At 57.8% G+C, this 14,046-nt stretch carries 11 protein-coding genes; 9 read left to right on the top strand and 2 right to left on the bottom strand.

Annotated elements, in window-relative coordinates; all coding sequences use genetic code 11:
• The first annotated feature begins 465 nt into the window (after positions 1 to 465).
• From HY028_12025 to HY028_12065, 9 genes are all read left to right on the top strand, one after another.
• Entirely contained in the window at positions 466 to 807 is a 342-nt protein-coding gene (locus HY028_12025) for a universal stress protein (protein MBI3345556.1), read from the top strand.
• Position 808: 1 nt separating this feature from the next.
• Positions 809 to 1,384, top strand: coding sequence for a DedA family protein (locus HY028_12030; GenBank protein ID MBI3345557.1), 576 nt, complete (start codon positions 809 to 811; stop codon positions 1,382 to 1,384).
• A 16-nt stretch (positions 1,385 to 1,400) separates the two neighbouring features.
• A complete protein-coding gene (locus tag HY028_12035) occupies positions 1,401 to 3,725 on the top strand; it encodes a plasma-membrane proton-efflux P-type ATPase (GenBank protein MBI3345558.1) in 2,325 nt (774 codons plus the stop codon).
• 141 nt (positions 3,726 to 3,866) lie between these two features.
• Positions 3,867 to 5,300: a glutamate--tRNA ligase gene (locus HY028_12040; GenBank protein MBI3345559.1), complete on the top strand. Its 1,434-nt coding sequence runs from the start codon at positions 3,867 to 3,869 to the stop codon at positions 5,298 to 5,300.
• Between the two features lie 5 nt (positions 5,301 to 5,305).
• A complete protein-coding gene (locus HY028_12045) occupies positions 5,306 to 6,742 on the top strand; it encodes a cysteine--tRNA ligase (GenBank protein MBI3345560.1) in 1,437 nt (478 codons plus the stop codon).
• A gap of 155 nt (positions 6,743 to 6,897) precedes the next feature.
• A complete protein-coding gene (locus tag HY028_12050) occupies positions 6,898 to 7,917 on the top strand; it encodes a glycosyltransferase family 4 protein (protein ID MBI3345561.1) in 1,020 nt (339 codons plus the stop codon).
• 54 nt (positions 7,918 to 7,971) lie between these two features.
• Positions 7,972 to 9,876 carry a polysaccharide biosynthesis protein gene (locus HY028_12055; protein MBI3345562.1) on the top strand — a complete coding sequence of 635 codons (1,905 nt, stop codon included), beginning with the start codon at positions 7,972 to 7,974 and terminating at the stop codon, positions 9,874 to 9,876.
• Positions 9,877 to 10,173: 297 nt separating this feature from the next.
• A complete protein-coding gene (locus HY028_12060) occupies positions 10,174 to 11,280 on the top strand; it encodes a ferrochelatase (GenBank protein MBI3345563.1) in 1,107 nt (368 codons plus the stop codon).
• 340 nt (positions 11,281 to 11,620) lie between these two features.
• Positions 11,621 to 12,004 (top strand): hypothetical protein, encoded by a 384-nt coding sequence (locus HY028_12065; GenBank protein MBI3345564.1) that lies wholly within the window; start codon positions 11,621 to 11,623, stop codon positions 12,002 to 12,004.
• Between the two features lie 58 nt (positions 12,005 to 12,062).
• On the opposite strand, the gene HY028_12070 is transcribed toward HY028_12065, so the two are convergent.
• Together HY028_12070 and mobA are read right to left on the bottom strand one after the other, a co-directional pair.
• Positions 12,063 to 13,334 (bottom strand): molybdopterin molybdotransferase MoeA, encoded by a 1,272-nt coding sequence (locus tag HY028_12070; protein MBI3345565.1) that lies wholly within the window; start codon positions 13,332 to 13,334, stop codon positions 12,063 to 12,065.
• Positions 13,282 to 13,896, bottom strand: a complete 615-nt coding sequence (gene mobA, locus HY028_12075; protein MBI3345566.1) for a molybdenum cofactor guanylyltransferase — start codon at positions 13,894 to 13,896, stop codon at positions 13,282 to 13,284. Before mobA ends, HY028_12070 begins: the two co-directional genes overlap by 53 nt.
• Positions 13,897 to 14,046 lie beyond the last annotated feature (150 nt).

The following is a 14,046-nucleotide window of genomic DNA, read 5'->3' on the forward strand; positions in this document are numbered from 1 at the left end:
TTGAAGGAGCACATGGAAGCGAGGGAGCGATAGCGGACGAGCGGTGTGCGACGCCCCCCGCGTAGCCGTAGGGCCGGATGTTTTGTCGGAGTCCGCGCGGTAGCGCGGGTGGAGACAAAATAGGAGGCAACCGGCACGGCGTAGAGTCACTGTGGGAGCCATGTCGCGCAACGAAGTGTAGCGCCGTGGCGGACGCAGGACGAGCGCGGGCCGCCGAAGGCAATACACGTCGCCCATTTTTCGCTCCCGAAATCGGATGGATCCATTTCGGGTTTCGCGAAAAATGGCGACGCAATCGCTTCAAGTATTTTGGCGGAGGAAGTAAGATAACATACAAGCTTTTTCAAAGGGGGGGTGTTGTTTCAGCCGTCTTGGGCGGCGCACGGTTTTATGGGCGCCTTTGAGGCGCTCACCTGGAGCCCCCGGCTTTGCCGAGGGTAATTTAACTGGGACGATGACGGGTGTATGGGTGAGAACACCGCCATGGAAGCTTTATACAATTCTGCGCAGAAGGTCATGGATCAGGTCAGAGCGACGGTACACGAAGCGGGGCTCGCTGCCGAAGCCAAATTGGTGGAATCGGTCACGCGGCGAATTGCGAGTGCGATTGTGGAGGAGGTACAAGACTGGCCCGCCGATTTGATTGCGATCGGAACCCACGGGCGCCGAGGTTTCCATCACCTAGGAAGCGTGGCCGAAAGGGTAATCCGCACTGTATCCATGCCGGTGCTGCTGATTCATGGAAGACGAGGGCATAGCGCGGCGATTGCATCGGTGGCGACCACTCGCCGATGGCTTCCGGGTTGATATGTCGCTCGCCGCACTGCTACAGAATTATGGCTACGCCGCGGTGTTCGTGGGCACCTTCCTGGAAGGGGAAACTATCCTCATCATGGCTGGTTTTGCCGCCCATCGCAGCTACCTCGATCTGACGTGGGTGATGGGCGTGGCTGCCGTCGGCAGCTTCCTGGGCGACCAGCTATATTTTTATTTAGGCAGGCGTTATGGGTGGCGTATCCTGAACCGTTTTCCGCGTCTTAAACCGCGTGCGGCAAAAGTACAGGCGCTGTTGCAGCGCTATCATTTGCCGTTGATCCTCTCCATCCGCTTTTGGTATGGCCTGCGCACCGTGGGGCCGTTCGCCATCGGCATGAGTCCTGTCAGCTGGACCCGGTTCTTCGTTTTGAATTTGATTAGTGCCGCGGCGTGGGCGATGTTGATCGGTGGTGCGGGTTACCTATTTGGCAGCCTCCTGGAACTGATGCTCGCCGATCTGCACCGTTATGAAGAAGCATTGCTGGCGCTGATTGCCATTCTGGGCATTGTCGTCTGGATCCGCTACCGCTGGCGTCAGCAGCGCGCTTCGAGGAGAAATCATCCATGAACCAAGCATTCACCCTATACCTGGAAGGGCCTTGCAGGGTCTAACCAGCCCCGAAGCCGCGGAGCGGCTGAAGCAATATGGCTCCAACAAGGTGGCGGAGGAACGGCCGCACCCGCTGCGGGCATTAATGCACAAATTCTGGGCGCCGGTGCCGTGGATGCTGGAAGCCACCATCGCGCTGCAATGGGTCCTCGGCAAAGTTGACGAGACGGCTATCATCGCCGTTCTGCTCATCGTCAACGCCACCCTGAGTTTCGTGCAGGAAAGCCGGGCGAACCAGGCGCTCGCCCTGCTCAAGGGTCGCCTCGCGGTGCAGGCGCGGGTGCGGCGCGACGACCGCTGGCAGTTGATCCCGGCGCAGGCACTGGTGCCGGGCGACGTGATTCACCTGCGCCTGGGCGATCTCGCCCCTGCGGATGTGCGCGTGACCACTGGGCAAGTGCTGTTGGATCAATCCGCGCTTACGGGCGAGTCGCTGCCGGTCGAAGCAGGTGCGGGCGCGCCCGCCTACGCCGGCGCCATCGTCAAGCGCGGCGAGGCGACCGGCGAAGTCACGGCCACAGGGTCGCGCACATATTTCGGCAAGACCGCAGAACTGGTGCGCACAGCCAAGACCGCGAGCCATCTGGAAAGTATCATCTTCACCATCGTTAAATATCTGGTGATCCTGGATGCGGCCCTGGTCACCGCGTTGCTGGCTTATGCCCTGATCACCGGCATGTCCCTGACGGAGGTCATCCCCTTTGCATTAATCCTGCTGGTGGCCTCTGTGCCCGTGGCGCTGCCGGCGACGTTTACGCTCGCCACCGCTTTCGGTGCGCGGGAGCTGGTCCAACGCGGCGTGCTGGTGATGCGCCTGTCGGCGATCGAAGAGGCGGCGGCGATGGACGTGCTCGCGAGCGACAAGACCGGCACCCTTACCGAGAACCGGCTGACGCTGGCGGCGCTTAAGCCCTATGCCCCGCACAGCGAGGAGGAACTCCTGTGTCTGGCGGCGCTCGCCTGTGACGACGCCACCCAGGACCCGATCGACCTCGCCATCCTGAATGCTGCTCGCTCACGGGGCCTGCTGTCCGGTGCGCCGCAGCGGTTGCAATTCATTCCTTTTGATCCGGCCACAAAACGTTCGGAAGCTGTGTTCCAGCAGAATGGTGAGCAGTTGCGCGTGCTCAAGGGTGCGCCGCGGGCTCTCGCCGCCTTAATCGCGTCCGCACCGGATGTGAGCGCCGATATCGAGCGCCTCGCGGCCGAGGGCTACCGCATGCTGGCCGTGGCCGCCGGGAAGGGTGATGCCTTAGAACTGATCGGCCTGGTGGCGCTGCACGATCCGCCGCGTGAGGATTCCAAGGCTCTAGTGCAGAGTTTGCGCGAGCTGGGCGTGCGCGTGCTGATGGTCACCGGCGACGGCCTTGCCACCGCCCGCACCGTCGCCGCCGCGGTTGGTATCGGCGGCCGCGCCTGTCCGCCGGAAACCCTGCGCGGCGAGATTGGCGATCACGTGCTCGACTGCGGCGTTTTCGGACGCGTTCTGCCCGAGGACAAATTCTGCCTGGTGCAGGCCCTGCAGCGCGCCGGCTATGTGGTCGGCATGACCGGCGACGGCGTCAATGATGCGCCGGCGCTCAAGCAGGCCGAGGTCGGCGTCGCCGTCGTCAACGCCACTGACGTGGCCAAGGCTTCCGCCAGCCTGGTGCTCACCAACCCTGGACTTACCGGTGTGTTGGCTGCGGTCGAGACCAGCCGACGCATCTATCAGCGCATGCTTACCTATACGCTCAACAAAATCATCAAGACCCTAGAAATCGCAGTTTTCTTAAGCCTAGGCGTGATGTTGACCGGCACATTTATCATCACGCCGTTGTTGATCGTGCTGTTGCTCTTCACCAACGACTTTGTGACCATGTCCCTCGCCACCGACCGCGTGTCCTTCTCCCGCAAGCCGGACCGCTGGCACATCCGCACGCTAGTGCTCACCGGCGGTGTGCTGGCCGGTCTCGTTCTGATGTTGTCGTTCGCCGTGTTTTTCGCCGCACGCGCTTGGTTGCATCTGTCCTTGCCGGAATTGCAGACCCTGATCTTCGTGATGCTGGTGTTCAGCGGCCAAGGCACCGTGTACTTGGTGCGCGAGCGCCATTACTTCTGGCATTCGCACCCGAGCCGCTGGCTTTTACTGAGTTCGTTCCTGGACATCGTGATCGTCAGCGTGCTGGCTACCCAGGGCATCCTCATGGCCGCTATCAGCCCGACACTGGTTGCCGGACTGTTTATCTTGGTGCTGATCTTTCTGATGGCGGCGGATTTCTTGAAGATCCGAATCTTTAGCTACTTTGGTCTACGCTAAGCATGCTTGGACGCTCAAGCCGGTATTCACTTGGCAAACGGGCGGTGTCTATGTAAGACGTTCCATAATAGGTTTGATGCATGAGAAAAAGATGGGAACAGATTTTGTTATAGAAGTGGCTTTAGGCTAAAATGCGATGTTATGGCCTTCACCCCTTGCAAGACTCGCTTCGCTCCCAGCCCCACAGGATTCTTGCACCTCGGCAACGCCCGCGTCGCTTTGTTCTGCGCGCTGCTCGCGCGCCACACGCAGGGTATTTTTTTGCTGCGCATCGAGGACACCGATCAGGGACGCAGCGAGCATCAGTACACCGAGGCCTTGCAGGAAGACCTGCTATGGATGGGGCTGGGCTGGCAAGAGGGGCCGGTCGTGGAGGGGGCGCAAGGCCCTTATCTGCAATCGGAGCGCGGCGAGATCTATCACCGCTATTTTTCGCAGTTGGAGCAGGATGGTCTCGCCTATCCCTGTTTTTGCAGTGAACAGGAACTCGCCATTACCCGCAAGGTGCAACTCGCCGCAGGCCGGGCGCCGCGCTATCCGGGCACCTGCGCGGCGCTCACCAAAGATCAGATAGAAACACGCCTGGCGCAGGGCCTTAAGGCCACTCTGCGGTTTCGCGTGCCGCGCGGCGAAACGGTTGAATTCGAAGACTTGGTGCGCGGCCCGCAACGTTTTGCGAGTGATGATATTGGCGATTTCATCATCCGCCGCGCCGACGGTACGCCCGCCTTCTTTTTCGGCAACGCCCTCGACGACGCCCTGATGGGCGTCACTCACGTGTTGCGCGGCGAGGATCATCTCAGCAATACCCCGCGCCAGATAGTACTGCTGCGCTCGCTGAGTTTGCGTATCCCCGAGTATGGGCACCTGTCGCTGATTCTGGGCAGTGACGGGACGCCCTTATCCAAGCGTCACGGCAGCCATAGCGCGCGAGAATTGCGCGATGCAGGTTATTTCCCGGCGGCGCTGAATAATTACCTGGCCCGCCTGGGGCATTCCTACGACAACAATAATTTCATGACGCTGTCCGAACTCGCCGCCGAGTTTCATATCGGCAAGATCGGCCGCTCGCCCGCCCGTTTTGACGAGAGTCAATTGCATTATTGGCAACAGCAGGCCATCGCTCACGCCCACACCCATGAGTTGTGGGAGTGGATGGGTCCGGCGGTGCACAAGCTTGTGTCCACGGCGCAGCGTGATGAGTTCATCGCGGCGATCCGTACCAATGTCTTCTTGCCAGAACATGCGCTGCTGTGGGCGCGTATCTTGTATAGCGATCCGCTGGAATGGATGCTAGGCGCCCGTCAGGTCATCGCGGAAGCGGGCACCGATTTTTTCGAGCAGGCGTTAACGGCGTTACAGGAGCACCCCACCGATTTCAAATCACTGGCCGGTAAGATCAAGCAAGCGCTCAAGATCAACGGCAAGGCCCTCTATCAACCGTTGCGCGCGGCGCTCACCGGTGAACTCGACGGTCCTGAGATGGCCAGGCTGTTGCCGCTGCTGGGAGAGGAGCGGGCACGCAAACGCTTGGAAGCAGCGTTAAACTATTGTGTATCTGAGGCCGAAAAATAATCCCCATGCTGCACATTCATAACAATCTCACCAAGACCAAAGAACCGTTCATCCCCATCGAGCCCGGCAAGGTGCGGCTGTATGTCTGCGGTATGACGGTGTATGACTATTGCCACCTCGGCCATGCACGGGTGCTCGTCGTGTTCGACATGGTGGTGCGCTATCTGCGCTCCTTGGGTTATCAGGTCACCTACGTGCGCAATATCACGGATATTGACGACAAGATCATCCGCCGTGCGCATGAAAATCACGAGTCCATCGGCGCATTGACGGCGCGCTTCATCCAGGCCATGAACGAAGACGCCGATAAGCTGGGCGTGTTGCGGCCCGATCACGAACCCCGCGCCACCGAGCACATCGGCGAAATCGTCGCCATGATCGGCAGCCTGATGGCCAAGGACTACGCCTATCAGGCCGCGAACGGCGACATCTATTATGCCGTGAGCCGGTTCAAGGGTTACGGAAAACTTTCCGGCAGACATCTCGACGAACTGCGAGTCGGCGCGCGCGTAGAGCTGGATGAGGCGAAAAGAGACCCGCTGGATTTTGTGTTGTGGAAGTCCGCTAAACCGGACGAGCCGAGTTGGGATTCGCCGTGGGGCAGGGGCCGGCCGGGCTGGCATATCGAGTGCTCGGCGATGTCTATGCATTGTCTCGGCGAGCACTTCGACATCCACGGTGGCGGCATGGATCTGCAATTTCCACATCACGAAAATGAGATCGCCCAATCCGAGGCCGTTACCGGCCACACGTTTGTTAACGTCTGGATGCACAACGGTTTTGTGCGCGTGGCGGATGAAAAGATGTCCAAGTCACTCGGCAATTTTTTTACGGTGCGTGAGGTGCTTGCACGCTATCGCCCCGAGGAGATTCGCTATTTCATATTGGCCAGCCACTACCGCAGTCCGCTCAGCTACTCCGAAGAAAACTTACAGCTCGCCCGCAGCGAGTTGACGCGCTTTTATACCGCCCTGCGCGGATTGCCTTCGATGGGTGAAGAGAAAGGAGTAAGGGGTGAGGAGTTAGGAGTGAGGAGTAATACCTCACGCCTCACGCCTCACGCCTCACTTGCCGAAGGCGCCTCACGCTTTTTTGCAGCCATGGATGATGACTTCAATACCCGCGAGGCGATAGCGGTGTTGTTCGACATGGCGCGCGAGATCAACAGTCATAAGGCGCATGACGGCATCGCCAAGGCGGCGCCGCTCGCGGCTGAACTCAGAAAGCTGGCGGGTATCCTGGGTTTGTTGCAGGAAGATCCCGAGGCCTATCTGCAAGGCCCCGCCGAGAGGGTCCTCAATGTTGAAGAAATGATCGCGCAACGCAAGGCCGCGCGCGAGACAAAGAATTGGGCGGAGTCGGATCGAATTCGGGATCTGCTCAAGGCCAACCGGATTATCCTCGAAGATGGGCCACACGGCACTACCTGGCGCCGCGAGTAAAGGCACATTATGGGCATATCCACAAATAGTTCCCCTGTGTCTCTTGCGCTAAAAAGCTTCACCGCGGAGGAGAAACAAACCCTTCTTGAGGGTACTCCTCTGCGTCCTCTGCGGTACATTATTTATGGATAAGTTCTAAATTTAATAGCACGGTGATGCCGCTAAAAATTTTTGGACTATTGACCGGCGTTTTCGCAGTTTCACTGCTGCTCACCGGTCTGATCCGGCGCTATGCCCTCGACTACGCCTTGCTGGACCACCCCAACGCGCGCAGTTCCCATACGCATCCGACCCCGACCGGCGGAGGGGCGGCGATTGCCCTCGGTTTTTTTCTGGCCATTGGAGCATTGCACTATTGGGGACTGCTCAATGGGGATGTGAGTTGGGCGCTGCTCGGCGGCGGCGTGTTAGTTGCCTTCATCGGGGCTTGGGATGACATCACTCCCATCGTCGCAAAGTGGCGGCTGCTGGCGCACCTGCTGGCCGCCCTTTGGGCGGTGTACTGCATCGGCGCACCCGCCAGCCTCAATGTAGGCAGTTACACTCTCGAACTCGGGTGGACCGCCTACCCGTTATGGGTGCTGGCAGTGATATGGTTGACTAATCTCTACAACTTTATGGACGGGATTGACGGCCTCGCCGGCGCGCAGGCGATCACCGCGGGTCTGGCCGGCGGGATTTTGTTGTGGTGGCTCAATGCGCCGGGTTTGGCGGGGGCGAGCCTCGCGCTGGCCGCCGCAAGCGGCGGTTTTTTAATCTGGAACTGGCCCCGCGCGCGGATTTTCATGGGCGATGCAGGCAGCGGCATGCTGGGTTTCAGCTTCGCGGTGCTTGCCTTGGCCGGTGAGCGGGGCCATGCCATGCCGGCCGCCGTATGGATGATCCTGCTCGCCCTGTTTATACTGGACGCAAGCTACACCTTGCTCGCCCGCCTGCTGCGGGGCGAGGCGTGGTATCATGCGCACCGCAGCCATGCCTATCAGCGTCTGGTGCAGGCGGACATCCCCCATCGGCGCGTGACCTTATGGGCTCTGCTTATTAATGTAGTTGTATTATGGCCCGCCACGGGCATAATATGGGTTTATCCGGGCTTACTGCCTTGGATGCTGGCAGTGGTGGCAATAGCCGGTTGGCTGTTATGGTGGGGTGTGCGAAGTAAATTCTCAAATCCATAGAGAGGGGCAAGCAGTCAAAAAGTGGCCGCGCAATACCAACCCAACAAACGCACTATGGCACACACTGAAACCAAAATCTCTTCTTTAGATCTCAATCATCGTTACGCAGTCATTGCGCACGATCTGTTCATGGTGACAGTGGCATGGGCCCTCGCCACCATGATGCCTTATGAGCTCTCCAGTTGGAGGGCCGGCCTCCCTGGCTTCCTGATATCTCTTCCGTTTGTAGTCATCGCTCAAGGGGTGTTGCTCTGGTGGACAGGCGTCTATCGCGGCGTGTGGCGTTCTAGCAGTATTCCCGATCTCTGGAATATCCTGCGTGCGGTCGCGGCGGGTGTGCTGGCCATCAGCCTGCTGCTGTTTCTCGTCAACCGCCTGGAAGGCATACCCCGCACCACCCTGCTGATCTACCCCATCTGCCTGGTATTTTTATTGGGCGCCTCCAGATTGATCTATCGCGTCTGGGTGAGCAACAGCCCGAGCCTGTTCATGTTCCGCAACAAGAAGCGCAAGCGCGTGCTGATTCTGGGGGCGGGCGTGGCGGGTGAATTACTCGCGCGCGACATGCTGCAAGACAGCGACTACTATCCGCTGGGTTTCCTGGATGACAAAAAAGAATTACAGGGCGCGCTGATCCGCGGCATTCCTGTGCTGGGTGAGATCGCCGACCTGAACGACGTCGTCCATCGCACCGACGTGGATCACATCGTAATCAGCATGCCTTCCGCGAGTCCCGCGCAGTTGCACCGTGTGATCGCCCTCAGCGAACAGAGCGGCATACCGTTCAGGATTCTGGGGCGCTCACAGGGTCTCGCGACCGCCGAGCCCAGCGTGAAGGGGCTGCGCGAGGTCGTTATTGATGACCTGTTGGGAAGAGAACCGATCGCTCTGGATTGGGAACGTATCAGCAACGGCATAAGGAAGAAGATCGTGCTCATCACCGGCGCAGGCGGCTCGATCGGTTCCGAACTGTGCCGCCAGATCGCGCGCCTCGGCGCGTCGGCCCTGGTCTTGTACGAGCGCAGCGAATTTGGTTTGTACACCATCGAAATGGAAATGCGGCGCAGATTCCCCAATCTGACCCTGCATGCCTGCCTGGGCGACATCTGCGACGTTCCCGCGGTGGATCACCTGCTCTCAACCTACCGGCCGGACATCATCTTCCACGCGGCCGCCTATAAACACGTACCGATGCTGCAAGAACAGGCGCGCGAGACCCTGCGCAACAATGTGCTCGGCACCAAGATACTGGCCCTGGCGGCGGAGAAGCACGGCTGCCCCACCTTCGTGATGATTTCCACCGACAAGGCGGTCAATCCCACCAGCATCATGGGCATCAGCAAACATATCGCCGAGCTATTCTGTCTCAACCTCAACAAGCGCGCGCAAACCCGTTTCATCACGGTGCGCTTCGGCAACGTATTAGGTTCGACGGGCAGCGTCGTCCCGCTGTTTCAGGAACAGATTGCGACAGGCGGCCCGGTCACAGTCACCCATCCCGAGATCACCCGCTTTTTCATGACCATCCCGGAGGCCTGTCAACTCATCATGCAGGCGGCGGTGATGGGGCAGGGCGGCGAGATTTACGTGCTGGATATGGGCAAGCCGATCAGCATCACCTATCTCGCCGAAGAAATGATCCGCCTGGCGGGCAAGACGCCCGGCAAGGATATCAAGATCGTCTATACGGGACTGCGTCCCGGCGAAAAGCTGTTCGAAGAACTGTTTCATGCCCAGGAAAATCTGTCCGGCACCGAACACGAGAAGATTCTGCTGGCGCACCCGCGCGAGGTGGACTGGAAAACGCTGAACGAGACGCTGGACGAACTCGAACGCGCCTGCCAGGTCTACAATGAAGAATGGGTGCATGCGGTTATCAAGAAACTGCTCCCGCAACTGGACGAATCGGTCGGTGCCGCTTCGCAAAAGGTGGTCAGCCTGAATCGCTTAAAGCATTAAAGACTTATCTAATATAAATAATTTACCGCAGAGAACGCAGAGAAGTCCCTCAAAAAAAGCATATTTTTCCTCCGCGCCCTCCGCGGTAAATCTTTTTTGATTGCAGGCGACACAAAACTGGAATGACGATCTACCAAGGCGCCGCTGAGTATAGCCTGAATCGCTTAAAGCATTAAAGATTCATCCAAATAAATAATTTACCGCAGAGAACGCAGAGAAGTCCCTCAAAAAAAGCATATTTTTCCTCCGCGCCCTCCGCGGTAAATCTTTTTTGATCGCAGGCGACACAAATCTGGAATGACGATCTACCAAGGCGCCGCTGAGTATTGTCATGGTACAGTCCCAACGGCCGGCGTGTTACTCACCAATCTGGGGACGCCCGATGCCCCGACCCCGGCGGCCCTGCGCCGCTATCTCGCCGAATTTCTCTGGGACCCACGGGTAGTCGAAGCGCCACGCTGGCTGTGGTGGCTGGCGTTGCACGGCGTCATCCTGCGTATTCGTCCCGCCCGCTCGGCGCACGCCTATCAAAAGATCTGGACCGAACAAGGCTCCCCGCTGCTGGCCATTTCCCGCCGCCAGGCCGAAGCCGTCAAGCAGGCGCTGCAGGCGCAGTTCAATGGGCGGGTTGTAGTCGCGCTCGGCATGCGTTACGGCACGCCTTCTATTAGAGACGCCCTGGAGCAACTGCGCGCCGCTGATGTCCGCCGCATTCTGGTTTTCCCCTTGTACCCACAGTATTCCGCATCCACCACGGCCTCGACCTTCGATGCGGTGGCCCAGGTCTTGAAGACCTGGCGCTGGCTACCTGAACTGCGCATGATTAATCACTATCACGACGATGCCAGTTACATCAGCGCGGTGGCCAACAGCCTCCGCGAGGCGTGGCGGAACCGGCCGCCTGCCGAGCGGCTGATGTTTTCCTTTCATGGCCTCCCTAAACGTTATCTCCTGCAAGGCGACCCTTACCACTGCGAGTGTCATAAAACAGCACGGCTGATCGCCGAGCAATTGAACCTTCCGGAGGATCGCTGGCAGGTGGCCTTTCAATCGCGCTTTGGGCGTGAAGAATGGCTCAAGCCCTACGCCGATCATACGCTGCAAGAGTGGGCCAAGGCCGGCGTCAAGAGCGTGGACGTCGTCTGCCCCGGTTTTTCCGCCGATTGCCTGGAGACGCTTGAAGAGGTCGCGATGCAAAATCGCAATATCTTTCTCAACGCCGGTGGAGAAAGCTATCACTACATCCCTGCGCTCAACGACCATCCCGAACACATTAGGGCGTTGGTGCATCTCATCGAACTGCATACCCAAGGCTGGCCTGAATTGGATGCAAACGCGGATCAGCAGGCTCGTGATGCGGAGATGAGCAAGCGGCGAGCACTCGATCTGGGAGCAAGACAGTGAATCAATTCAATGAACGCCCCAAGATGAAAAACACGGCGAATATTTATTGAACCTCTGAAAAAATCCATCCATGGATTTTTCAGAGACGAAAAACGAAAAATGCGATTTTCGTTTTTCTTCATTTTTCAATCATTTTCATGATTGAAAAATGGCAGTACATCCCTGTACTGCAGGAAGCCCTGAATTAATCAGGGCTTCCTTTATATTTTCAGCTGCCGCTGACGCGCACGGAGCTATCAAACGTTTTATTTATCTGATCGTAGAAATTTAAATTTTTATTGCACTCTTGACTTTTGTGGTTATAATTACCCACACCATAACTGGAGCGGAGTAAAAAATTATGCGTAAAACTAAAACTGCAGCGAAAAAGCCCATGAAAAAGATGGTCAAGAAAAAAGTGACCCGGGCAAAAAGAAGCGTAGTAAAGAAAGGCGCGATGGCTAGGGCCAATGCACTCGCAAAGAAACTAGCAGCCAAAGAAAGAAAGGCGCTCGCCCGCGCCAAGGCCGCTGCCAGAAGGGCGAAGATGGCGATTGCCAAGGCCGCCGCCCATATGCGTGCAGCCAAAGACAAGGCATTGACTGCATTCGAGAAAAAATGGGAACGTAAATATTTCGCCAGTCAGGCCGCAAAGAAGCGGGCCGCCGCCAAGAGAAGGGTTGCGCGCAAAAAGGCCGCTCGCTTAGCGGCACGGATGGCGCGAATGGCAGCCGCAAGGGGCTAAGAAATACTCTGCACTCTTTCCGGGAGGCTTGGCCTCCTCTGGAGAGGGTGCAGATTTTTTAAACTACACCCTCAAAGACCTGTACATCCACCAGTGTTCCGGCCTCCACGGCGCCGGCTTCCATAGGCAAGACAATAAAACAATTGGCCTTGCTCATCGAGCTTAAGATTCCAGAGCCTTGTTCGCCGGTGCTGCGGACAATTAATTGGCCAGCCGCATCCCTTTCCAGGATTCCACGCTGAAATTCCATACGCCCAGGCGCTTTTTTCAGGCGTGAGGCGCAGGGCACTTTGAATAAAATATCGGATGTTTTGGGTTGACCCATCAGGCGGCGCAAGGCGGGTTGTACGAGTTGATAAAATGTCGTCATCACTGAAACCGGATTGCCCGGCAGGCCGAAAAACCACGCATTTTTAATCTTGCCGAAGGCCAGCGGACGGCCGGGTTTCATGGCGATCTTCCAGAAATTGACCTCGCCCAGCTTTTCCAAGGTCTCCTTAACGAAGTCCGCTTCACCCACCGAGACACCGCCGGATGTGATGACCACATCGGCCATAGCGGCGGCGCGCAGAAATGCGGCCTCCACGTCATCTCTGCGATCACGCACTATGCCGAGATCCATAGGCTCAATACCCAAGCGTGCAAGCATTCCATATAAGGTATAGCGATTGCTGTCGTAAATCTCACCGGGACCGAGAGATTCACCCAACGCGCGCAACTCGTCGCCGGTGGTGAATACCGCCACGCGCGGCAGTTGGAAAACGGTTACCTCCTTGATACCCAGTGAGGCAAGCAGGCCAAGCTGCGCCGGTCCGATCGGCATCCCGGCGGGTAAGGCAACGTCGCCCACAGCGAGGTCCTCGCCAGCCTGACGCACATGTTGACCCGGCTTGTGTCCGGCGCCGATGCGTAACGTGTCGCCGTCACGCTCAGCCTGCTCCTGCATAACAATGGTATCAGTACCCGCCGGCAGCATCGCGCCGGTCATGATGCGCGCGCACTCCTCCGGTTTTACCGCGCCACTAAAGGGCGTTCCCGCCCAAGCTGTTCCAACGACGCGCAATTCGCGTGTTCCACTCATCGGTAAATCACTGCTCGAAACGGCATAACCATCCATCGCCGAATTGGTGTGCGCGGGCACGTTCATTGTGGAGCGAATGTCCTCGGCCAGCACTCGTCCCAGGCTTTCACGCAACGCCAGCGTTTCCATTCCATCAAGAGGCTGTATCGCGTCCTCTATGCGTTGCAGGGCCTCGACGACGGAGAGTGAGTTTGGATCATAATCTTGCATGTTGGTTTTTAGCGCGTTCCTCGTACAATTGATGGTCATGAGGCGTGTTGATATTTAAAAAAGCCTCGGGTTGATCGGAGAAATCGGCCACCGCCAAACGATGACGTCTCAACCAGTCCTCCACTTTACGTCCCCCGCTCATGAGATAGCTGTGCAGGTCGGTAGTAAGAGCGAGAGGTATCATAGTATAGATGGGTTGCAAGCGCATACCATCATGCGCCGTACATAGCTCCGCATTTTCTCTCAGCAGCGTTATCATCATACGCTGCACTAAATCGTTAGGGATCAGAGGCGAGTCACAAGGCGCTGTGACGATATAGTCAGTCTGTGTTGCACACATCGCACTGTACATCCCTGCCAGTGGGCCGCAGTAGCCATCCAGCTTATCAGCCACCAAGGTAAGACCGTAACTCGCATAGCGCGCGTGATTACGGTTGGCGTTAATCATGACCTTGCTGACCTGTGGCGCTAATCGAGCCAGTGTATGTTCCACTAATGGCCTTCCCGCAAGCTCCAGCAGTCCTTTGTCCACCCCGTTCATGCGGCGCGCACGTCCGCCCGCAAGAATAACGCCGGTAATGGTGGGGGATATGAGGTGCATAAGCACCCTGTAGCAAACCTCATACCACACGAAAAATAACCTGAAAGTAGTATTTATATCACCCCTCTACAACATTTTTGCACCAACTTCGTGAATTGATCTGCACTGTTGTCTCTCTTTGGTGCAGATTTTCCCGCGAGTCTCCTGCGG

The organism is Gammaproteobacteria bacterium, from assembly GCA_016195665.1.
In the GTDB taxonomy this organism is placed as follows: domain Bacteria; phylum Pseudomonadota; class Gammaproteobacteria; order SURF-13; family SURF-13; genus JACPZD01.